Origin of the sequence: Brevibacterium sp. S111 (assembly GCF_004745075.1) — a bacterium.
Lineage (GTDB): Bacteria > Actinomycetota > Actinomycetes > Actinomycetales > Brevibacteriaceae > Brevibacterium.
The window spans coordinates 165,671-187,380 of the sequence record NZ_RHFH01000006.1; the positions used below are offsets into that span (position 1 = coordinate 165,671).

General features: G+C 66.3%; 17 protein-coding genes. 5 read left to right on the plus strand and 12 right to left on the minus strand.

Going from position 1 to position 21,710, the window contains the following annotated elements:
• Window positions 1-2 precede the first annotated feature (2 nt).
• Together gltX and EB836_RS08875 are read right to left on the minus strand one after the other, a co-directional pair.
• The gene (gltX, locus tag EB836_RS08870; protein ID WP_135539527.1) at window positions 3-1,469 is read right to left on the minus strand and encodes a glutamate--tRNA ligase; all 1,467 of its coding nucleotides are present in this window, start codon (window positions 1,467-1,469) and stop codon (window positions 3-5) included.
• A gap of 68 nt (window positions 1,470-1,537) precedes the next feature.
• On the minus strand, window positions 1,538-2,344 hold the full coding sequence (locus EB836_RS08875; protein WP_135539529.1) for a fumarylacetoacetate hydrolase family protein: 807 nt from the start codon (window positions 2,342-2,344) through the stop codon (window positions 1,538-1,540).
• 179 nt (window positions 2,345-2,523) lie between these two features.
• On the opposite strand from EB836_RS08875, the gene hrpB reads away from it, so the two are divergent.
• The 3 genes from hrpB to EB836_RS08890 all read left to right on the plus strand — a co-directional run bounded on the left by hrpB (window position 2,524) and on the right by EB836_RS08890 (window position 7,413).
• Window positions 2,524-5,259, plus strand: a complete 2,736-nt coding sequence (gene hrpB, locus EB836_RS08880; protein WP_135539531.1) for an ATP-dependent helicase HrpB — start codon at window positions 2,524-2,526, stop codon at window positions 5,257-5,259.
• An 84-nt stretch (window positions 5,260-5,343) separates the two neighbouring features.
• Complete coding sequence (locus tag EB836_RS08885; protein ID WP_346763084.1) at window positions 5,344-6,297, plus strand: 3-methyladenine DNA glycosylase; 954 nt, start codon at window positions 5,344-5,346, stop codon at window positions 6,295-6,297.
• 60 nt (window positions 6,298-6,357) lie between these two features.
• Window positions 6,358-7,413, plus strand: a complete 1,056-nt coding sequence (locus EB836_RS08890) for an alcohol dehydrogenase catalytic domain-containing protein (protein ID WP_135539533.1) — start codon at window positions 6,358-6,360, stop codon at window positions 7,411-7,413.
• Between the two features lie 45 nt (window positions 7,414-7,458).
• Here EB836_RS08890 and EB836_RS08895 read toward each other — a convergent pair whose 3' ends face one another.
• From EB836_RS08895 to EB836_RS08940, 10 genes are all read right to left on the minus strand, one after another.
• Window positions 7,459-8,037: a hypothetical protein gene (locus tag EB836_RS08895; protein ID WP_135539535.1), complete on the minus strand. Its 579-nt coding sequence runs from the start codon at window positions 8,035-8,037 to the stop codon at window positions 7,459-7,461.
• A 23-nt stretch (window positions 8,038-8,060) separates the two neighbouring features.
• The gene (gene thyX, locus EB836_RS08900; RefSeq protein ID WP_135539536.1) at window positions 8,061-8,846 is read right to left on the minus strand and encodes an FAD-dependent thymidylate synthase; all 786 of its coding nucleotides are present in this window, start codon (window positions 8,844-8,846) and stop codon (window positions 8,061-8,063) included.
• 63 nt (window positions 8,847-8,909) lie between these two features.
• A complete protein-coding gene (locus tag EB836_RS08905) occupies window positions 8,910-9,779 on the minus strand; it encodes a peptidase E (protein ID WP_135539538.1) in 870 nt (289 codons plus the stop codon).
• A 28-nt stretch (window positions 9,780-9,807) separates the two neighbouring features.
• On the minus strand, window positions 9,808-10,887 hold the full coding sequence (locus tag EB836_RS08910; RefSeq protein ID WP_135539540.1) for a biotin/lipoate A/B protein ligase family protein: 1,080 nt from the start codon (window positions 10,885-10,887) through the stop codon (window positions 9,808-9,810).
• A gap of 9 nt (window positions 10,888-10,896) precedes the next feature.
• Window positions 10,897-13,128, minus strand: coding sequence for a prolyl oligopeptidase family serine peptidase (locus EB836_RS08915; RefSeq protein WP_135539542.1), 2,232 nt, complete (start codon window positions 13,126-13,128; stop codon window positions 10,897-10,899).
• A gap of 65 nt (window positions 13,129-13,193) precedes the next feature.
• Window positions 13,194-13,841: a GNAT family N-acetyltransferase gene (locus EB836_RS08920; protein ID WP_135539693.1), complete on the minus strand. Its 648-nt coding sequence runs from the start codon at window positions 13,839-13,841 to the stop codon at window positions 13,194-13,196.
• A 189-nt stretch (window positions 13,842-14,030) separates the two neighbouring features.
• Window positions 14,031-15,560, minus strand: a complete 1,530-nt coding sequence (locus EB836_RS08925) for an HNH endonuclease signature motif containing protein (RefSeq protein ID WP_135539544.1) — start codon at window positions 15,558-15,560, stop codon at window positions 14,031-14,033.
• Window positions 15,561-15,716: 156 nt separating this feature from the next.
• Window positions 15,717-17,234 (minus strand): MFS transporter, encoded by a 1,518-nt coding sequence (locus EB836_RS08930; RefSeq protein ID WP_135539546.1) that lies wholly within the window; start codon window positions 17,232-17,234, stop codon window positions 15,717-15,719.
• Window positions 17,235-17,484: 250 nt separating this feature from the next.
• Window positions 17,485-18,576: a branched-chain amino acid aminotransferase gene (locus EB836_RS08935; RefSeq protein WP_135539548.1), complete on the minus strand. Its 1,092-nt coding sequence runs from the start codon at window positions 18,574-18,576 to the stop codon at window positions 17,485-17,487.
• 236 nt (window positions 18,577-18,812) lie between these two features.
• Window positions 18,813-19,850: a 3-isopropylmalate dehydrogenase gene (locus EB836_RS08940; protein WP_135539550.1), complete on the minus strand. Its 1,038-nt coding sequence runs from the start codon at window positions 19,848-19,850 to the stop codon at window positions 18,813-18,815.
• Between the two features lie 249 nt (window positions 19,851-20,099).
• Here EB836_RS08940 and EB836_RS08945 point away from each other — a divergent pair, with 249 nt between their 5' ends.
• The gene (locus EB836_RS08945) at window positions 20,100-20,951 is read left to right on the plus strand and encodes a CoA ester lyase (protein ID WP_135539552.1); all 852 of its coding nucleotides are present in this window, start codon (window positions 20,100-20,102) and stop codon (window positions 20,949-20,951) included.
• Window positions 20,948-21,691, plus strand: a complete 744-nt coding sequence (locus EB836_RS08950) for a phosphatase PAP2 family protein (RefSeq protein WP_135539554.1) — start codon at window positions 20,948-20,950, stop codon at window positions 21,689-21,691. The genes EB836_RS08945 and EB836_RS08950 overlap by 4 nt, the downstream gene beginning before the upstream one ends.
• Window positions 21,692-21,710 lie beyond the last annotated feature (19 nt).

Consider the following 21,710-nt stretch of genomic DNA (forward strand, 5'->3'; position numbering starts at 1 on the left):
GGTCACAGCTGTGCGGCCAGCGCCTTGAGGCGGGTGAGCGAGGAGTCCTTGCCGAGGATCTCCATCGACTCGAACAGCGGCGGGGAGACCTTGCGGCCGGACACGGCCACGCGCAGCGGACCGTAGGCCAGGCGCGGCTTGATCTCCATCTCATCGACGAGCTTCGCCGAGAGCACTTCCTCGAGCTTCTCCGTCGTCCATTCCTCGAGTCCTTCGAGGACCGAGAGCGAAGCGGCGAGCACTTCGGGAGCAGAGTCTTTGAGCGTCTTCAGCCCGTCTTCGGCCATGACGAGATCCGCGTCGGGTGTGAAGAGGAACGCAAGCAGGTCCGGGGCTTCGCCGAGCAGCTTCATCCGGGTCTGCACGAGAGGTGCCGCCTGGTCGAGGATCGCCAGCTGAGCATCCGTCGGCGTCTCCGGCAGCACCTCGGCGGCCTGAAGGTAGGGCACCAGTCGATCACGGAAGTCATCCGTCTCGAGCATGCGGATGTGGTCGGCGTTGATGGCGGTGGCCTTCTTCACGTCGAAGCGGGCCGGGTTGGGCAGGACATCGTGGATGTCGAAGGCTTCGGTGAATTCCTTGACGCTGAAGATGTCGCGGTCGGGCCCGATCGACCAGCCGAGCAGCGCGAGGTAGTTGATGAGGCCCTCGGGGATGAAGCCGTTGTCGCGGTGGAGGAACAGGTTCGATTCCGGGTCGCGTTTGGACAGCTTCTTGTTGCCTTCGCCCATGACGTAGGGCAGGTGGCCGAACTCGGGGGTCGCCTCGGCGATTCCGATCGCTTTGAGATGTTCGTAGAGCGCGATCTGGCGCGGGGTCGAGGACAGGATGTCCTCACCGCGGAGCACATGAGTGACGCCCATGAGTGCATCGTCGACGGGGTTGACCAGGGTGTACAGCGGCTGCCCGGTGGCGCGGACGACGACGAAGTCGGGCACGGTGCCGGCTTTGAAGGTGATTTCACCGCGGACGAGGTCGGTGAAGGTGATGTCTTCATCGGGCATGCGCACGCGCCACACCGGCTCGCGGCCTTCGGCGCGGAAGGCGTCCTTCTGCTCGTCGGTCAGGTCCCGGTCGAAGCCGTCGTAGCCGAGCTTCGGGTCACGCCCGGCGGCTCTGTGCCGGGCTTCGACCTCTTCGTTCGTCGAGTAGGACTCGTAGATGTGGCCGCCGGCCTTGAGCTTGGCGATGACATCGGCGTAGATCTCACCGCGCTGCGATTGACGGTAGGGTCCGTTGACGCCGCCGACCTCGATGCCTTCGTCCCAGTCCAGGCCCAGCCATTTGAGGGCCTCGACGACCTGGCCGAAGCTCTCCTCAGAGTCACGGGCGGAGTCGGTGTCCTCGATGCGGAAGACGAATTTGCCGCCGGTGTGCTTGGCGTAAGCCCAGTTGAACAGGGCTGTGCGGACCATGCCGACGTGCGGAGTGCCGGTGGGTGATGGGCAGAAACGAACTGTGACGCTCACGATTGTCCTTTGCGTGTTCTTCTCGGGTGTGAGTCGGTGGTGTGTGAGTCGGTGCGCGGTGGCGCGGTTCAGGCGTCCATGACGGGGTTCGACAGGACGCCGAGTCCCTCGATGGCGATGTCGACGCGGTTGCCGGACACGATCTGGCCGACTCCGGCCGGTGTTCCGGTGAGGATGACATCGCCGGGCAGCAGGGTGATCGTCTCCGACAGGTGTTCGATGAGAGTCGGGATGTCGAAGATGAAGTCGGCGGTCGTGCCGTCCTGCTTCTTGTCTCCATCGACCCAGGAGCGGATGTTCAGATCGTCGATGTCGAGTGCGGTTTCGATCCACGGGCCCAGCGGGCAGGAGGTGTCGAAGCCCTTCGCTCGCGACCACTGCTTGTCGGCCTTCTGGACGTCGCGCAGGGTGACGTCGTTGCCGGCCGTGTAGCCGAGGACGTGGTCGAGGGCGTTCTCGGCCTTCACACCCTTGGCGACGCGGCCGATGATGACCGCGAGTTCGGCCTCATAGGAGACGTATTCGCTGACGGCCGGCAGACGGATGGGGTCGCCGGGACCGATGACCGCGGTGTTGGGTTTGAAGAAGGTCAGCGGTGATACGGGTACTTCGTTGCCGAGTTCGGCGGCGTGGTCGGCGAAGTTGCGGCCGACGCCGATGACCTTCGAGCGCGGCAGGATGGGGCTGACCAGACGCACATCGTCGAGCTTCAGCCTCTCCCCCGTCGATTGGGCCGGTGAGAAGAACGGGTCCGAGTCGAGGACGGCGAGTTCGAGTCCCGAGGTGTCCCAGCTGCCGTCGGTGATCGGCGGCACGTCTCCCTCGACGACTCCGTATTTGGGTTCGTCCTGATGCACAAATCTGGCGATACGCATGTGCCCCAGTCTAGTCAGTGACGGGCCGCTTCCGCGCACGGGTCGTTGCCGGTCCGTGAGCCGGTGGGCCCGGATGCGTCCGGATGACTGGTCGGCTCCCGTGCAGGAGCGCCGCGGAGCCGCGTGCGCGGGTGGGGCTGAGTGCGCGGGTGGGGCCGCCCGGCTGAGAGACTGGTGCCATGCCCGATCCGTCCGCCCCGCACACCTTCGATCTCGCCCGCATCGGTGCGGGCCTGCCCGCAGCCGCGCTCATCGGCGAGCTCCACCTCGCCGAGGCGGCCGGTGCCCCGCGATTGGTCGTCGAGGCTCCTCCCGGCACCGGTAAGACCACCGTGGTGCCGCCGATGATTGCCGAGCACCTGGCCCTGACGGCCGGTGCGGCCACTGCTGGCGGTGCGGCCGCTGCCAGCGGTGCAGACGCCGCACCGGGGCGCATCATCGTCACCCAGCCGCGGCGGATGGCTGCCCGCGCGGCGGCCAGGCGACTGGCCGCATTGACGGGAACCCGCCTCGGCGAGGTGGTGGGGTTCACGGTCCGCGGTGATTCGCGGACCTCAGCGCGCACACGCATCGAGTTCGTCACCACCGGTGTGCTCATGGCCAGGATGCTGCGGGATCCGGAGCTGGCCGGGGTGTCGGGGGTGATCCTCGACGAGGTGCACGAGCGGCAGTTGGACACCGATCTGATGTTCGCGATGTGTCGGGAGCTGGTGGATCTGCGCGAGGACCTGTCCGTGATCGTCATGTCGGCGACTCTCGATGCCCGACTGTGGGCTGCACGCCTCGGTGAGGGTCCGCAGTCGCCGGCGACGCTGCTGTCGGTGGCCGCGGACGTCCATCCCCTGGAGATCCGGTGGGCGCCGGCGAAAGAGCGGCCCCTCGACGCCAGGGGTGTGACCCGAGCTTTCCTGGATCATCTGGCGGCGACGACGCTGCGGGCGCTCGCAGAGAACGGGTCCGGTGATGTGCTCGTCTTCGCACCCGGTGCCCGTGAGGTCGACGAAGTGGCTGTGCGGGTGCGGCGGCGTTTGGAGTCAGCTTCGTCCGAATCTGCGTCGTCCGGGACGGAACCCGCCGCGCCGGTCGAAGTGCACACGCTCACCGGCCGGACGCCGGCGAAGGACCAGGACGCGATCCTCCGCCCTCATGAGTCGCAGTCTCCCCGTCGCGTCATCGTCTCGACCTCGGTCGCCGAATCGGCGCTGACGGTTCCGGGTGTGCGGATCGTCGTCGATTCCGGGCTCGCACGCGGGCCGCGATTGGATACACGTCGGCGCATGTCCGGCCTGGTGACGATGCGCGAGTCGAAGGCCTCGGGCACTCAGCGTTCCGGTCGCGCCGCGAGACAGGGGCCCGGTGTGGCCTATCGCTGCCTGTCCGAGGCCGATTGGGCGAGCCTGCCCGAGCACACTCCTCCCGAGGTCGTGACCTCAGACCTCACCGCAGCGGTCTTGGCCCTGGCGGTGTGGGGTGGGGATGAGACGCTGCTGCCCGAACCGCTGCCGGCCGGACCGAAAAGGCAGGCGATCGACAACCTCGTGGCGATCGGCGCTGTCGATGTCAGTGACGCGACGGACGGGCCAGACGGTGCACCCGACCTCCCGATCTCCGGGCTCCACGTCACCGAGACCGGGCGGGCGATCGCGGCGATTCCCGCCTCGGTGTGGTCGGCACGCGGCCTCCTCGACGGCACGGCGCTGCTCACCCCCGCGCTCGCAGCTGAGGCGACCGCCGTCATCGAATCCGACCAGCGCGCTCCCGGAGCCGACCTCTCAGCACTGCTGCGACAGCTGCGCAGCAGCAGCAAGGATTCCCGCTTCGTCCAGGACCGGAAACGCTTCACCGGCATGGCCCGGCAGTTCGGCGACGGCGGACCCGAAGCGCCCGACGACGCCGCGCTCGACAGACTCGGCCGCCTCGGCACGGACGATCTCGGGCTCATCACCGCTCTGTCCTTCCCGCCGCAGATCGCCCGGCTGCGCAGCGGTTCGGACTCCGACTATCTGCTGGCGTCGGGAACCGCGGCGAACCTGCCGCGGGATTCCTCCCTGCAGGGCAGTCCGTGGCTGGCCATCGCCGAGGTGGGGCTGGCCGGTTCGCGGGCGATCATCCGCTCCGCGGTGCCCATCGACCAGGACACTGCCGAACTCGCCGGTGCCGGCCTGCTCCGCACGGAGGAGACAGCGAGCTTCGAGGGCGGCAAGGTGCGGGCGGTCCGGCGCAGCCGCCTCGGCGGGATCGAGCTCTCGGCCACCCCGATTCAGGCCGGTCCCGAACTCGCCCGCCGGGCCATCGCCGAATCCGTGCGTGAGCGTGGGGCGCGGGAGGTGCTGCGCCCCTCGGAGGCCTTCGAAGCGCTGCGGGCCAGACTCGGGATGCTGCGGCTGGTGTTCGGCGAGCCGTGGCCCGAGGTCAGCTGGCAGCACCTCACGGACACGCTTGACCACTGGTGCCCCGAAGCTCTCGACCGGGTTGCGAAGGGTGCCGACCCTGCGCGGGTCGACCTCGTCTCCGCGCTGCGCACGCTGCTGCCGTGGCCGGAGGCGGCCCGCCTCGAGGAGTTGGTGCCGAGCCGCCTCGAGGTGCCCAGCGGATCCCGGGTTCGGCTGGACTACCCGGATCCCGATCTCGTCGATCCGGAACAGATCCCCGGCCCCGTGCTCGCAGTCAAGCTCCAAGAGTGCTTCGGGTGGAGCGAGATCCCCCGCATCTGCGACGGCAGGGTCGCCGTCACCGCGCACCTGCTCTCCCCCGCCCGACGCCCCTTGGCGGTCACCAGCGATCTCGCGTCATTTTGGGCCAATGCGTATGCCCAGGTCAGGGCCGAGAACAGGGGCGCATACCCGAAGCACCCGTGGCCCGCGGACCCGTTGAGCGCTCCAGCGGCGAAAGGCACGAAACGCTCCGGACGCTGAACCGCAGGCGAATCCGATCTCGCCCACTGTCGGCATCGCCGCCGTCGAATCTGCATCCGCCTCGCGGTCTGGGACAATGGACCGGTGACTTCCGCACTCTCGTCGACTCCGTCCGCGACCGAGCGCGCCGACTCCGCGTCGGGCAACCTCGGTGAGGGTGTCGTGCCTGCCGCGATCTGGCGGCCGCTGCGCGATGCGCACGCTGCCGGGATCGCCGAGCGCACCGATGCGCACATCGAGCGGCGGATGCGGCAGGAGTCCCACCCGGTCGAGGATTTCCTCTTCACCTACTATCCGTTCAAGGTCGGGCAGCTGAAGAAGTGGCATCCCGGTCCGGGAGTCCGCGTCGAGCTCGCCGAGGCGGCCGATCATCGGTATTTCGACCGTCGTTGGTATCGCATCGATGAGGACCGGAATTTCGCCGAGGTCGACCTCGGGTCCTGGCGCACAGACCGCGGGGACGGGGCGAAGTTCATCGCCTCTCTGCTGTCGTCGACACTCCATCGGGAAGCGAATTTCGGGTGTTTCGGCATCCATGAGTGGGCGATGGTCTACCGTCTGACCGACGAGCAGCGCCGGCATCAGCAGGTGCCGCTGCGGCTGAGCCCGGCCGAGACCGATACTGTCGTCGAAAGTCACCGCATCCAGTGTTCGCATCATGATGCGTTCCGCTTCTTCACCGAGCCCGCGAGGCCGCTCAACACTCTGCAGCCGCGCCGGGAGGGCATGATCGCCGATGAGCAGCCCGGCTGCCTGCATGCCGGCATGGATCTGTACAAATGGGCGATGAAGATCTCGCCGATCGCTGATTCCGGTCTCGTCGTCGACTGCTTCGATCTCGCGCTCGACATCCGCACGCTCGACATGGAGGCCTCCCCCTATGACCTGCGCGGATGGGGGTACGGTGTCGTCGCCATCGAGACCGCTGCCGGCAAGGCCGAGTACATGCGCCGACAGAAGGAGTTCTCGGCCCGGGCGCAGGCTCTGCGGGCACGGATGCTCGAGGCTCTGGCGGCCGCCGACATCCACCCGCGCTGACGTCCGCCAGAACGCGGACGCGATGATTCCGGGCCGAACGTGCCGTCTACGATCAGCAGTATGCGCGCCATCGTCTTCGATCAGTTCTCCGTCCGCCCTCAGCTGCGCGACATCGCTGCTCCGACCGCGCCCGCTGCGGGCGTGGTCATCGACGTCGAAGCCACGGGGGTCTGCCGCAGCGATCATCATGCCTGGTCGGGCCACGATGCGACGATCGATCTGCCTCATGTTCCCGGACATGAGCTGGTCGGTCGGATCGCCTCGGTGGGGGTCGGCGTGGAGGAATTCCGCACCGGTCAGCGCGTGACCGTGCCGTTCGTCTGCGGCTGCGGGACCTGCCGCTGGTGCCTCTCCGGCAATGCACAGGTCTGCCCCGAGCAGACGCAGCCGGGCTTCACGCATTTCGGCTCATGGGCTGATCAGGTCGTCATCCACCATGCCGATGCGAACCTCGTGGCCGTGCCGGAGGAACTCCCGGCCGCGGCTGTCGTCGGTCTCGGCTGCCGCTTTGCCACGGCTTTCCACGGGCTGCGGGCACGCGCACAGCTGAGCGCCGGGGAGACGGTGGCCGTGTTCGGCTGCGGCGGAGTCGGACTGTCGGCGATCATGATCGCCCGGGCTCTCGGCGCGCAGGTCGTGGCGATCGACATCGCCGAGGCGAGCCTTGAGTCCGCGCGGACCCTCGGTGCCGGCAGGACCGTCAACGCCTCCGGGCTGAGTCCGGACGAGCTGAGCGCCGAGGTGGTCGCGCAGTTCAGCGACGACTGCCCCGATGGAGTGGATGTGACCGTCGATGCGCTGGGTCGGGCCGATACGATCCGGGCGGCGATCGGGGCGTTGGCACCCCTGGGCCGGCATGTGCAGATCGGTCTGCTGCCCGAAGAGCCGGTCATCGATGTGCCGCGGGTGATCGCGCTCGAGCTCAGTGTGCTCGGTTCGCACGGAATGGCCGCCGCCGACTACCCCGGACTCGTCGAACTCGTCGTCGCGGGTCGGCTGCGCCCGCAGGAGCTCGTCACGAAGGTCATCGGTCTCGATGAAGCACCCGAGGCGATGGAGGCGATGAGCGTCCCCGCGGTGACGGCGGGGATGACGATCATCGACCTGGGTCGGTGACGGGCCGACCGTGAGCCGGCCGCCGCGGGTCGGTGCCTCGGAGTCTCAGGCCATGACGGCGAGGACGACCGAGTTTTCCTGACCGGCCCAACGTCCCAGCAGCAGGCCGCCTTCCGAGCCTTCGCCGGGCGAATCGAGGTTGAGCTGGTAGAGCATCTCAACGTCGCCGGCGCCGGGCAGCGGTCCCGTCCCGAAGGCATGGGCCACCTCGGTGATCTCGTCTCCGCGGTTGCCGGCTTCGTCCACGCGGTACTGCTTGGCCGAGGTTCCGGCTGTCGCGATGGCGTCGTCGAGGCGCTGGCGGAACACGGGATCGCCCATGCCCGCGTACACCCAGCGTTTCCCGAGCACCGAGTGCTCCATGGTCGCGACCAGATGCTCATCGGCACCCTTCAGCGGTTCCCCGCGGTAGCTCAGCGGAACCTGGAGGTGCCGGTCACCGCTGCGGACGATGTGGACCTCGAGCCCGACCTCGCCGGCGGGGTCATCGAAGCGGTAGGACGTGACCTGTTCCAGCGGGTTCGCCGCGAGGTCGAGTTCGCTCGCCCACTTCTGCGCGGCAACCCAGTCGGTGACGACCTCGAGCTTGCCGGGATTGAGCTGGGCTGCGTAGATATCGGCCATGACGGTTCCTCCTGGTCTCTGGTTCAGGCCTTGCGTGTGCCGGGGATCCATTCCCCGTCGACGACCTCGTAGTCGGCGAAGACTGCGGGGGCCTCTTCCCGCATCACCTCACCGATCTTGTTGAACACGAGGCGGATCTCCTCTTCGGCGCCCTTGGCGGTGCGCATCTCGATGACGTGGCGCAGGGAGCGCAGGTTCGCGGTGTAGACGATGCCGGTGGCCAGGCCCTCCGGGGCGAAGCGGCGCATGAACGAAGTCATGTGCTTCTTGTGGGAGAACTTCGTGCTCGACTCATCGAGTTCGAAGTGCTCGGCCATCCACTTCTGGTGCTCTTCGAGCGTGTCGAGGACCTTGAGGCTGCGTTCCATGAGTTCGGGATCTTCACGGGCCCATTCGGGGAACCAGAACGGGATGTCGGACAGGCGCACATAGCGCAGGGATTCCTGTGAGAATGCGGAGCCCGCGCGGTGGCGGATGAGCTCGTGGGTGAGCACCCGGGAGACGTTGTGGAGGACGAAGGAGAAGTTCGCGTGTTCGAGCACGGAACCGTGCTGGGACCTCACGACATTGCCGATGTACTGCGCGGAATCGGTGCGCACGCGAGAGACGTTCGGGTTCAGCCCCGGCTCCCACGAGCGGTAGCACATACGACCGGAGAACTCGAGGAGATCCTCGGCGTCGGGAGATTCCGCGTCCTCGACCCGATCCGCCCAGGACGTGCCGCCGACTTCGTCGAGGTAGGTCCGCATCGCTTCCCAATCGATGCTGGGCTTGGCGAGCAGTTCAACGGACGGTTCGACCTGGCGCATGGCTCTCCTCGTGAAGGGGATGTGGTTGACTCCCAATCCTACAGACCACCGGGGCCGATGCGGTCATTCGTCCGTCCCGAAGTTCTCCTCGGTTCGCTCGTGCTCAGCGACGGCCGCGACCTGTCCGTGTTCGTCGAGGATTCGGATCCCGCCGTGTTCATCGACGCTGTAGGCTTTCGCCTCCGGAGCTTCAACCAGCACCGAGGTGGCTCTGCCGTCTTCGAACACGACCGCGGCGTGATCGTCGATGGCGATCCCGGGGCTGGGAAGTCGGCCCTGTTCGATCCAGCGGATGAAGGATTCCTCCCGTCCGGGTTCGCCGTGGAAGTGAGGGCAGGCGCTTCCCGGGAGGAAGCCGAGCCCGTCATCGAGCGGGGCCAAAGGACCGAATGAGTCGGTCGAGGAGGCGGCGAACCAGCAGTTCGCTCCCGCGCTGATCCCGGCGAGGATCGTCCCGCCGTCGGCGGCTAGTGCCATCGCCTCATCGACTCCGTGCCGACGCCACAGGCTGAGGAGGTTCGCCGTCGAACCGCCGCCGACATAGACGAGGTCCATGTCGCCGAGCATGTCCGGGGCTCGGTAGTCCCAGGGACTCTGGCCGAACAGGGAGAGCACGTGGGTGTGCGCCCTCCCGGCGAACGCGGCTTCGAAGCGTTCGATGTAGTCGCTGCTGTCGCCCGACGCCGTGGGGACGAAGCACACATGCGGTCGTGGATCGTCGGCGCGTCGGTCTCCGACACCTGCAGCCTGAGCCATCCGCAGGAGTGCGTCATCGATGGCCGACTCCCCTGTCTCCGACATGGAGAACCCGCCTCCGCCGAGGGCGACGATCGTGCCGCGGAATGTCGGGCGATCGGCGAGGTTCGGCTCGCCTGCGGTCGCCTCGCCAGCCACGGTCGACTGGCCTGCGGTCGCCTCGCCGGCCACGGTCATCTGCTCGTCCAGGATCGCCTGCTCGGCCTCACGGGACTCGGTGCGTCCACTTTTCGGTGCCGAACTTCTCGTCGACGAGCTCCTGCGCTCGCTGCAGCTCCGCCTCGGTGTAGGTGCCGTAGGTGGCCCCGTACCGGGTCGCGAAGGTGTCAGCCATGACGTCGATGATGTCCTTGCGTGCCTCACCGGTCTGGCTGCGCAGCGGATCGACGCGCTTCTTCGCACTCGCTACGCCCTTGTCGGAGATCTTCGCCTCGCCGATGCGCAGGACTTCGACCATCTTGTCGGCATCGATGTCGTAGCTCATCGTGGCGTGGTGGAGCAGGGTGCCGTCGCGCATGCGCTTCTGCGCGGCGCCGCCGATCTTGCCGCCGGTCGAGGAGATGTCGTTGATCGGCTTGTAGAAGGCTTCGACGCCGAGAGTCTTCAGCGCAGCGAGCACCCATTGGTCGAGGAAGACGTAGGACTCCTCGAAGTCGAGGCCGGCGACGAGGGCGGGCGGGACGAACATCGAGTAGGTGATGCAGTTCCCGCCCTCCATGAACATGGCACCTCCGCCGGAGATCCGACGGACAACCTGCACTTCGTGCTTCTCCGCCCCTTCGGGCCGCAGCTCGTTGACGTAGGACTGGAAGGCACCGATGACGGTCGCGGTGTCCTCCCATTCCCAGAACCGCAGGGTCGGCTTGCGGCGGCCGGCAGCGACCTCTTCGAGCAGCACCTGGTCGAGAGCGACGTTGAGCTGGGTCGGCAGCACTTCACCGCGGATGACCTGCCAGTCGAAGTCGGTGAAGTTCGCGGCCGAGCCGAGGGCCCGGCGCACGACCGTGGCGATATCGGCGGTGGAGAACCCGTGCATCGCCAGCTCCGAACCGTAGCCGGCGAGCGCCTCGTCGAGGCGGCCGCGCAGTGCCGCATTATCGGCGCTGACGCTGGCGCCGACGAGTGCCGGGGCGAGGTCGAAGTAGGCTTCTTCGGGTTCGAGGAAGAAATCGCCGGAGATCTTCACCTCGGTGATGGTCTTGCCGTCGGTCACCACATCGGCGACGACGAGTTTGCCGCCGATGACCTTGTATTCGCCGTGGAAGTGCTGTGTCTCGTTCGTCATCTCTCCAACCTACTCCCCTGTCAGGGCGTTCCACAGGAAGCGGTAGCTCAATGCTCTGGTGAACGCTGTCTGCTCATTGTCCGACGCCGCCGAGTGGCCGCCTTCGGTGTCCTCGAAGAACCACACGTCATCGATTCCTGCCGCCTGCATTCGGGCCGCCATCTTCCGGGCCTGGACCGGTCCGACTCGGTCGTCGGACGTGGCGGTCCAGAACAGGACCGGTGGGTAGTCACGGTTGTCTTCGATGAGGTGGTAGGGCGAGAAGCTCTTGATGAACTCCCAATCCTCAGCCACGTCCGGGTCGCCGTATTCGGCCTTCCACGAATATCCTGCGCTGAGCTTCGTGTATCGCCGCATATCCAGCAGGGGTACACCGCAGGACACGGCGCCGAAGAGATCCGGGTACTGGGTGAGCATGTTTCCCACCAGCAGTCCGCCATTGGATCCGCCCGCGCAGCCCAGGCGGCGCGGGCTCGTCACTCCGCGGTCGATGAGGTCACGGGCCACGGCGGAGTGGTCCTCATAGCAGCGCATGCGGTTCTCCCGCATCGCCGAGGTGTGCCATTCGGGTCCGTATTCGCCTCCCCCGCGGATGTTCGCCAGCACGTAGACGCCTCGGCGACCGAGCGAATCGGTGCGGGTCTGTCGGCCGAGCCAGCCGATGCCCACGACCGGAGAGTATCCGGGTGTCCGGCTGACTTCGAAGCCTCCGTAGCCGTCGAGGAGTGTGGGGTTGTTCCCGTCGAGTTCGAGGTCTGAAGCCGCGATCTGGAAGTACGGGATCGTCGTTCCGTCGGCGCTGGTGGCGAAGTGCTGCTCGACGCTGAGCCCCTCGGTCGGGAACAGCGCCGGTGCCGTTTTGATCACCTCGGCGATGGGCGTGCGGGTGGCACCGTCCTCCGAGGTCGAGGTTGCGGGAGTCTCACCCAGCGTTCCGTAGGACAGGGTCGAAGGCGTGAGGAATCCGGTGCTGACCATCCAATAGTCGTTGGCTGTGGCGGGGTCGAACTTGTCGACGGCGCTGAGGCCGACCATGTGGTTGGCGGGGACGCCGGGCAGGGTGGACTCGGCGAAGTCGTTGCCGAGGTCGAACACGGTGAGTTTCGACTGCACATCGGCCAGCAGCTCGAGGACGAGGTAGTCGCGGGTGAAGGTGAACGACTGGAGCGAAGTGTGGGCATCGGGGGTGAAGATCACACGCGGAGTGACTTCGCCCTGCTTGACCGCGCTGATGTCGGCGACGGCGAGTCCGCCGGCGGGCACCTCGGTGGTGGCGGCGTTCCAGTTCGACTGGGGGCGGAAGAGGACGAGGTCGCGTTCGAAACCGACCTCGACATCGGTGGGCACGTCGACCGCGGTGAGTGCTTCGGTCCACTCCGCGGGGTCGGTGGTGAGCGTGCTGTCGGTATCTGCGGTGTCACCGGCGACGCGGATGTCGTCGAGGTCGAGGAAGCTCAGCTGCGAGTTGAAGAAGTCGATGGCATCGACGATGACGGCTCGGTCCGTCGTCTCCGCTCCTGGTCGCACGTCGCTGCCGACGAAGATGGCGACGTGGTCGCGAGGCACCTCGGCGATGATCGGGGCCTCGGATACGGCCTGTCCGCGTTTGAGCACTCGAGCTTGGCGGGGGTAGGACGAAGTCGTCAGCGAGTCGGCGTCGGTTTCGGTGGCGACGAGCACGGTGTCGTCATCGAGCCAGGCCAGTCGAGTCTTCGCGGCGGGAATGTCGAATCCTCCGTCGACGAAGGTTCGGTCGTCGAGGTCGAATTCGCGGACCCTGTGCGAGTCGCCCCCGTCCGGAGACAGGAGGATGAGGGCGCGGCGGTGGTCGCTGCGGCGGACCATGGCACCGGACCAGACCCAGGATGTGTCTTCCCGGGCGGCCAGTTCGTCGACGTCGAGAAGCACGTCCCAGTCCGGCTCCGCGGTGCGGTAGCTGTCCCAGGTGGTGCGTCGCCACACACCTTTCGGGTTCTTCTTGTCTCGCCAGAAGTTGAAGAAGTGGTCGCCGCGTTTGGTGACCATCGGAATGCGGTCGTCGGAGTCCAGGGCGGTGCGCAGATCACCGGCGATCGAGTCGAAGAGAGGGTCGTGGAAACGCTCAAGCGTTTTCGCGTTCTGTTCTTTGACCCAGGCGATCTGCTCGTCACCGTAGATGTCTTCGAGCCAGAGGTTTTCGTCTTCAGGCGTTTCAGCACTCGTCGTCGGGGCTGTCGCTGTGGTGGGGTCATCTTCACGCATGTCCCCATCCTAGTGATCACGGCTGACGTGGACACTTCGCCGGTCCGCGACGCTGCCGAGGGCTGTCAGCTCGGTGCCGGCCGGAACATCACCAGGCCGGGGTGCCCGTTGGGCGCTTCGGGGCCGTGCCCGAGCTCGGTGAACCCAAGGCTCTCGTAGAGACGGCGGGCCGGGCTGTCGATGTCGTCGGTCTGCAGCCAGCACCCGTATCCGGCGACGGCGTTCAGCCACGCTTCGAGAGTCCGTCGGCCGATCCCCTGATCGCGGCGTCGCGGGTCCCGTGCGAGCAGGTTGAGTGCGAACGTCGATTCGAGTTCGGTGCAGCGTTCGCCGAGGCTGCTCTGCAGTTCGAATGCCCACGGATACTTCTGTTCTTCCCAGTTCCAGTAATGCCCGTAGGCGAAAGCGCTCAAACGTCCGTCGGTCTGGGATCGGGCCAGCGCCATCACCACTTGTCCTCTGCGGACCGATACATCGTAGACGTCGGCGAACAGCGTGGCGTATTTGGGATCTTCGCTGAGCGGTGGTTCCGCGGCTGCAGCACCGTAGATCGCTTCGACCTCTCCCCGTGGAGGAAGCACGCCGGACACGCCCGGACCTGAGGGCACGCCCTGCCACCCCGGGCCCAGCCCCGACAGGCGTCCCCACACGACTTCGATCATGGGAGCGACGGACTGTTCGCCGGACACCGGTTGTCCATTGCCGTCGTTCATGGCCATCACCCTAGTGCAGTGCCACAACGATCGGTTGAACTTCCGGTGACCATCTGCCGTTTCAAGTCCAATGACCGGCCGTTCTTCGGGCCGAACGTCCACCCGTTGCTTCAGCTCGAATGACCAGCCTCTGTTTCACGCCGACCGTCCAATCGTGACTCAGACCGAGGGCCAGGCCGCCGCCCCGTCTCACCGGAATCCTGCGTGCGCCTGGATTCCGGTGAGGAGCAGTTCCTCGATGGGGCTCAGCGTTTCATCGTCGGCGTCGAAGATGTCGATTCCGATGGCGGTGCCGCCGACATCGACGGTCGACGGCTGGCCTCTTCGTCGTTTGGCCAGCCATGGGAGCAGCACCTGAATCGATGTGTCGGCTTCCGGCAGTGACGCTGCGGTCCTGTTGTCCGGCGGTGACGCTGCGGTCCTGTTGTCCGGCGGCGCAGTCGTCTCTGCCACGACCTCGCCGTGAACCAGCCCCGGATCGGGGCCGCTGATCGGTTTGGTCCGGGTGCGGTAATGGTGACCAGTCGGAGTGATCACCTCAAGAGCATCTGGGGTCGCCTTGTGGCGCCATCCCGTGAGTTCTTTCGCATAGTTGCAGGCCGCGCAGAGACCGGACGAGTTGTCCCAGTCGGTTTCGCCGCCGGAGGCGAACGAATCCGCGTGATCGGCATGTTTGATGGGCGCCTCGCACCAGGGTGAGCGGCAGACGTCGTCACGGAAGGTAACCATGCGCCGAAGCAGGCCCGAGAATTCCCTGCGCCGCGAGTCCATCCGCACCAGCTGGCCGTCCTCCGGACGGGTGTAGAGCCGTCGAATGAACATGGCGGCGTCGTTTTCGACCACGAAGTCCCGGGCCGACTGCGCGGGGATCGGGCCGGCTCCGGGGAACCAAGCAGGCTCGTCTCCCGGCCCGAACAGACTGCTCGCCTGCATGATGAGGTGGATTTCTGTGGGCACGGCGGCGGTCGTCTCCTGCCCGGTCAGCCGCTCAACCAGCAGGTCAGCGGTGATCTGGCTCTGTGTCCGTCCGTCGGCCTCGCCGGTGGCGATGAGGCTCTGTGCCGACTTCTGCAGGTTGGTGTAGGCGGCAACTGCCTGCGGCATCGGCAGCAGTGCCGTCAGGTAGGCCATGTTCCCTGGTGCCGGGCGCACGGTCACCGCGCGCTCTTCGACGCAGCGTTCGAGGTGGTCGACCGCAGCTTTTTGGTCGAGTTTCTGTGCCAGCGCTCGCACCTCGTTGCCGAGTCGTCTGACTCCCACCTCGGGGAGGCGCTCGGCCATACGTTCATCGAGTTCGTGCTTCTTTTCGCGCGGCAGCCAGTCGGATTCCTTCGCGACGACGCGGGCCTTCTCCTCCGAGATGTCGCCGCCCTTCATCGCCGCATAGGTGTGGGGCAGGTCCATGAGAAGCGTGCGCGAGAACTTCAGGAGCCCGTCGCCACGGTAGCGGGAGACTTTCCTCGCCAGGCCGACCTCGGCCCCGACTCCGAGTCCCTGCTTCTTGCTGGCGACTCCGTCTTCGGCTTCCCGGTTTCGGCGGAGCATGTCGAATGTCAGGGTCTCCCGCGCCTGCGCGGCCGCGCCCGCTGCGGTCAGTTCCTCCAACGCCGTGATCCGGTCGATGGCCTCTTCCTCGGTCGTTGCCGGGGGCAATTCGGACAGGCGGGTGCGCCACCGACGGATCTCGGTGAGTACGTCTGGAACCTGCGCTGCCTCCATGCCTCACACACTATACGGAGGCACTGACACGACTTTTCCCGTGCACGTATCCCCAGGTCACAAGCCTGCAAATCGGCTGACGGCCGCCTTCGACCCAGGCAGCCGCCAGGCGGATTCCCGACCCGTCGATTGACTGGCTCAGCGCAGTAGACTGGCTCAGCTCAGTTCTTCGCCGGTGGTCTCTCGAGCGAGGAAGCTCATGAGCACGACCGCTGCGACGACGAGGGCACCGGTGAGGATGAACGTCAGCGTGAGTCCGAGCACCGGCCACATGAACGCGCCGAAGACGATCGGCGCAATGCCCGTCGCCAATCGTGATGCCGCTGAAGCCCACCCGAATCCAGAGCCGCGCAGACGCGTCGGGTAGAGCTCGGAGACATAGGTGTAGAGGGTCGGGATCGCGATCTGGATGACGAACCCGAATCCGATGATCGTCGCTTTCGCAGTGAAGGTGAGTTCGGCACCGGAGGCTTCGATGAACACCGCTGCCCCGACGAGGAGCACAGCGGCGAGGATCGAAGACACACCCAGCACAGCCTTGCGTCCGAATCGCTCGACGATGAGGGCCGAGACGACCACGCCGAGGATGCCGACCGCAGTCATCGACCCCGTCACGAGGAAGGCCGCCTGGTCGGCCAAACCCTGCTTCTTGAGGATTCCGGGCAGCCATGTCAGTGCCGCGTAGTAGACAAGGAGAACAGAGACGAACAGCGACCAGGAGACGAGAGTCGTCTTGGCCGAGTGCTGCCAGAGCTGCACGAGCTGACCGCTGGCAGCACGCAGCTGCCGGTTCACGCTCGAGCCCGCTGAGCTTGCTGAGCCTGCTGGGCTGGGTAGGCCCGCTGGGTCCGCTGAGTCCGCCGGGTCCGCGGGCCCTGCTGAGGAGTCTGAGTGCTGGGCGGTTTCATCGTCCGGAACAGGCTGGACGTCGCCGTCCGTGCCAACAGCACTCGGCGCATCGTGCGTCCATTCACGGACATCGGCGCCGGTGCGCTCGACAAGCCGGGTGATGACTGCGTCGGCTTCCCGGTAGCGGCCGACCGAAGCGAGATAGAGGGGTGATTCGGGGATTCCGAACCGGACAGCGACGGTGAGCAGCGCCGGGACGATCATGACGAGCATGATCAGTCGCCAGTCGCCGAAGTCGAGCAGATAGGCAGACACGAAAGCACACAGAGATGCACCGATCGGCCACCAGCCGTCCATGGCAGTGAGCACGCGTCCACGATGACGACTGGGAGTGAACTCTCCGACCAGCGCATAGTCGACGGGGATGCATCCGCCGAGTCCGAATCCCGCAAGGAATCGGAAGAGGATGAACCACCCGTAGGCTGGAGCGAAGGCCCCGGCGACCGTGAAGATCGAGAAGACGAGGAGCGTGAGAGTGAATGCCTTCTTCCGGCCGATGACATCGGCGATGCCGCCCCAGATGAATGCGCCCAGCGCCATCCCGATGAGGTTCGCTGTGGCGATCCACGCGGCCTCGCCGACGCTCAGGCTCCAGTAGTCGCTGAGCAGCGGGATGAGGAACCCGTTGAGGGCGACGTCCCACGCGTCGAACATGAAACCGAGCCCACCGATGATGAAGATGGCACCCTGAGTGCGCCATTTCCAGGGGAGCTGGGCGATGACTTCGGAGGCGGTCGGTGTCGACGCCGAGGTTGTCGTGTGCACGAAGACACAGTACCTCAATTTACGCACAATTGAGTAAAACAGTCCATGTGCAGGCACGGAACGTACGCGCCGCCTCAGCAACAAGTAACATCCGCACGAACGCAGAAAGGCCGGACGCTGCGATCACCGCAGCGTCCGGCCCGCCAGCCGAGCCGGGGCCCGTCAACCCCGAGCCATCAGCCCCGAGGCAGTCCCCGAGCCATCAGCCCCGAGGCCGTCCCCGCCCCGTCAGTCCCGGTCAGCCCCAGCCTCAGGCCAGGCGCACGAGCCAGTTGTTCTTGTCTTCGAGGCGACCGTACTGGATTCCGAGCAGCGTCTTGCGCAGCTCCATGGTCTTCTCGCCAGCGGCTTCGCCGTGGTCGATGGTGAAGTCTTCACTGACGAGCTTGGCGATCGGTGTGATGACCGCGGCGGTGCCGCACGCGAAAGCTTCGACGATCTCACCGCTGGCCGCACCCTCGCGCCATTCCTCGACGGAGATCTGGCGCTCTTCGGGCTCGAGCCCGAGCTGCGGTGCCAGCTCGAGCAGCGAACGACGGGTGACGCCGTCGAGGATCGAGTCGCTCAGTTCCGGAGTGAGCAGCTTGCCGCTCTTCGTCACGAGCATGAGGTTCATTCCACCGAGCTCGTCGATGTACTTATTCTCCACCGAATCGGTGAACAGCACCTGCTGGCAGCCGTTGGCCGCCGCCTCGTTGGTCGCGACCAGAGAAGAGGCGTAGTTGCCGCCGCACTTGGCGAAACCGGTGCCGCCGGCTCCGGCGCGCTTGAGCTTGGGAGAGAGCCAGATCGACACGGGCTTGATGCCGCCGGAGAAGTACGGTCCGGCAGGGGACGCGATGACGTAGTAGTCGACTTCGTGGCTGGCCCGCACGCCGAGGAACCGCTCCGTCGCGATCATGAAGGGACGCAGGTACAGGCTCGACTCGTCGGCGTCCGACTCCGGCGTCGGAACCCAGACCTGATCCTGGGCGACGAGGGTCTTGAGCGAGTTGACGAAGTCCTCTTCGCTCAGCTGCGGCAGAGCGAGACGCTCGGCTGACTTGTTGATGCGCGCGGCGTTGCGCTCGGGACGGAAGGTCCAGACCGAGCCGTCAGCATGACGGTAGGCCTTGAGCCCTTCGAAGATCTCCTGAGCGTAGTGCAGCACAGCGGCCGCCGGGTCGAGGACGAGCGGACCGTAGGGCTTGACCTCGTGCCCCTGCCAACCGTCATCGACCGTGTATCGGATGTGCGCCATATGGTCGGTGAAGTACTGGCCGAAACCGGGATCCTTCTTGATGTTCTCGCGGACCAGCTCGGGTTGCGGCTGGAGATTCTTAAGAACGGTGAAATCAGTCATGGGAGCTCTCTTCTCATTGTGATGAGTGACACTGTCAGGGTAGTCCATCACCCCGGCACGAGTCGCGCCGGGGTGATGTCCGCTTCGTCCCGCGGTCGGGATGATCGCCACTTCGCCGAGGTGGTTGTGAAGTCACACTCCCGCCCTTGCCCAGGTGGCCGTGAAGTCAGACGCACGCCTTCGCCGAGGCAACCGTGAAGTCACGTGCCGACCGTCGCCGACGACGTGGTGAGGGCTCAGCCGAGCCGTGCCGCGATCGCGTCCCCCACCTCGGTGGTGGAGCGCTTCGTTCCGTCGCGATCGGCGAGGTCGGCTTCGACGGCGACCTCGATCGACTTCGCTACGGTCTCGAGCCCGAGGTGAGAGGCCATGAGTGCACCAGAGAGGATCGATGCCGTCGGGTCCGCGATCTGCTGTCCGGCGATATCCGGTGCCGATCCGTGGATGGGCTCGAAGAGGCTTGGCGCGGTGCCTTCGACGTTGAGGTTGCCCGAGGCGGCCAACCCGATTCCGCCGGTGACTGCGGCGGCGAGGTCGGTGAGGATGTCGCCGAAGAGGTTGTCGGTGACGATGACGTCGTAACGGCTCGGGTCCGTGACCATGTAGATCGTGCAGGCATCCGTGTGCTCGTAGTTGACGGCCACCTCGGGGTACTCCTGCCCGACCTTCTCGACGACGCGGCGCCACAGGTGTCCGGCGTGGACCATGACATTGTGCTTGTGGACGTACGTGAGCTTCTTGTTCCGGGCCTGCGCGCGAGCGAAGGCGTCGCGGACGGCGCGCTCGACTCCGTACCAGGTGTTGACCGAGACCTCGGTCGCGACCTCCTGCGGGGTATCGGTGCGCACGGAGCCGCCCGAACCCGTATAGGAGCCTTCGGTTCCCTCGCGGACGACGACGAAATCGATCTTCCCGGGCGCCGCCAGCGGGCTGGTCACCCCGGCGAACAGCTTCGAGGGACGCAGATTCACCGCATGGCCGAGCCCGAAGCGCATCTTGAGGATGACTCCGCGCTCGAGCACGCCCGAGGGCACGGACGGATCTCCGCAGGCGCCGAAGAAGATGGCGTCATGGTCCCGCAGCGACTCGAGCTCCTCATCGGTGAGCGTCTCACCCGTCTCATGCCAGCGCTGCGCGCCGACCGTGTAGTCGGTGAGCTCGAGCTCGACGGGCTCTCCCGCGACTTCGATGGCACGCTGGAGGACTTTGAGGCCTTCGGGGACGACCTCGTTGCCGATTCCATCTCCGGGCATGACTGCGATTGAGAACTTCATGCTCACAGAATAAGACTTCATCTCACCATTCAACTCCCCTGTCCTATAATGTGGACAGTCGTCTGCGCCGACGCAATGGCGCGGGGGTGCAGCGACGTTCGCGCCCGACCCCCGTGTGCCACCATGAACAAATTCACGTCTCAATCCCTGCTGTCGGCTACACATCTGCGCCGGCAGCGACGAAGATGGACATAGCACCCCAAACCCCGTGGGGGCCGCCAGTTCCCAGCCCCGAGAGAAAGTCGATCATTGACCGAAACCATCCGCAATGCCCGTGCCGCAGCTCTGCCCGCCAAGCTCTCCCGGTCCTGGCTGCTCGTCAACGCTGCCAAAGAGGAGAGCTTCACTCCCGCGCAGACCTCGGAAGCGGATTCCGTCATCTTCGACCTCGAGGCTTCCGTCGCCGAAGACAAGAAGCTCGACGCCCGCGACAATGTCGTACGCGCCCTCGAGAACGGAATGTCCGCCTGGGTGCGCATCAACAAGATGGAATCCGAGTTCTGGGATGACGACCTCGCCGCGATCGCGATGCTCCCCGGCCTGCGCGGAGTGATGCTGCCGGAGACCGAACGCCCCGAGCAGGTGTCCTACACTGCGATGCGCGCAAAGGCAGGCCTGCCCGTGCTCGCGCTCCTCGAATCCGCACGCGGAGTCGAGAACGCCACCCGAATCGCCGAGGCGCCCGGCACTTTCCGGCTCGCGTTCGGCACCAATGACTTCCGCAAGGACACCGGCTTCTCCGGTGATCCCATGGCCCTGGCCTACGCACGATCGCGCCTGACCATCGCCTCCCGTATGGGTGGCCTGCCCGGCCCCATCGACGGCCCGTCGGCCGCCGATGCCGATGCCGAGAAGGTCTGGTCCGACGCCGAGATCACCCACATGATGGGCATGACCGGCAAACTCGTGCTCAGCATCGACCAGGTCAACACCCTCAACGAGGCGATGAGCCCGAGCGAGGACGAACGTGACTGGGCCCGGCAGATGCTCGAAGCCGCGGAGGGCGGATCCGAGATCACCGACGGCTCCTACCTCCCGCGCCTGGCCCGCGCGAAGAAGATCGCTTCGCTGGCCGACACCTACGGCCTCTGGAACGCTTGAGCAGGCAGCCCAGCTGGCTGCTGTGGTCGACGCTGCCGGCCGTCCTGCTCGTCATCGCCTTCGGCTTGTGGCTGCGCCTCGACCACATCGGCCCCACTCCGGTCGATCAGTCCTGGCTCGGATTCGTCGGCCTCGACCACGGCTCCGTCCCGTACTGGGTCGCCGTCGTCCTCGCTGAAGTCGGCGGCGGCACCGGTGTCGTCATCTGCACCGGGCTGCTCACAGCACTCTTCGCTCTGCTTCGACGGTGGAGATCCGCTGCCTTCCTGGCCACAACGATGCTCGCCGGCATCGCCACCTCGGAGATCCTCAAAGCCATCGTCACGCGACTGCGCCCGAGCGATCAGCTCTACGAGTCCCTCGGATTCTCCTACCCTTCGGGGCACTCGATGGGAGCCGCCGCCCTGGCGATGAGCCTGGCGATCATCGCCTCCCGTGCTCACGAACAGCGCAGGGAAGCGCGACGCGCACACGCACAATGCGCGGATGCCGACCGTGCTCACGAACAGCAGATGAGGGCTCCGGCACCGAGGCTGCGCTTCCATTGGTCGTTCATCGCCGCGGGCGTCTGGATCCTGACGATGATGTGGTCACGCACCGCTCTCCAGGTCCACTGGCTCACCGATACTCTCGCCGGAGCACTCATCGGCATCGCCGTTGCCGTACTCGCCGATGAGTTCTGGACTCTGCTGAGACGAAGGACCCGCTCACCCCGCTTCGCTCTGTGGCTGGCGGGATGAACGGGCCCTGATACGGACG

Coding starts and splice junctions, on each gene's coding strand:
- EB836_RS08875 (WP_135539529.1), bottom strand. CDS start 2,344: ATGCGTATCGCCAGATTTGTGCATCAGGACGAACCCAAATACGGAGTC.
- hrpB (WP_135539531.1), top strand. CDS start 2,524: ATGCCCGATCCGTCCGCCCCGCACACCTTCGATCTCGCCCGCATCGGT.
- EB836_RS08890 (WP_135539533.1), top strand. CDS start 6,358: ATGCGCGCCATCGTCTTCGATCAGTTCTCCGTCCGCCCTCAGCTGCGC.
- EB836_RS08895 (WP_135539535.1), bottom strand. CDS start 8,037: ATGGCCGATATCTACGCAGCCCAGCTCAATCCCGGCAAGCTCGAGGTC.
- thyX (WP_135539536.1), bottom strand. CDS start 8,846: ATGCGCCAGGTCGAACCGTCCGTTGAACTGCTCGCCAAGCCCAGCATC.
- EB836_RS08905 (WP_135539538.1), bottom strand. CDS start 9,779: ATGACCGTGGCCGGCGAGGCGACCGCAGGCCAGTCGACCGTGGCTGGC.
- EB836_RS08910 (WP_135539540.1), bottom strand. CDS start 10,887: ATGACGAACGAGACACAGCACTTCCACGGCGAATACAAGGTCATCGGC.
- EB836_RS08915 (WP_135539542.1), bottom strand. CDS start 13,128: ATGCGTGAAGATGACCCCACCACAGCGACAGCCCCGACGACGAGTGCT.
- EB836_RS08920 (WP_135539693.1), bottom strand. CDS start 13,841: ATGAACGACGGCAATGGACAACCGGTGTCCGGCGAACAGTCCGTCGCT.
- EB836_RS08925 (WP_135539544.1), bottom strand. CDS start 15,560: ATGGAGGCAGCGCAGGTTCCAGACGTACTCACCGAGATCCGTCGGTGG.
- EB836_RS08935 (WP_135539548.1), bottom strand. CDS start 18,576: ATGACTGATTTCACCGTTCTTAAGAATCTCCAGCCGCAACCCGAGCTG.
- EB836_RS08940 (WP_135539550.1), bottom strand. CDS start 19,850: ATGAAGTTCTCAATCGCAGTCATGCCCGGAGATGGAATCGGCAACGAG.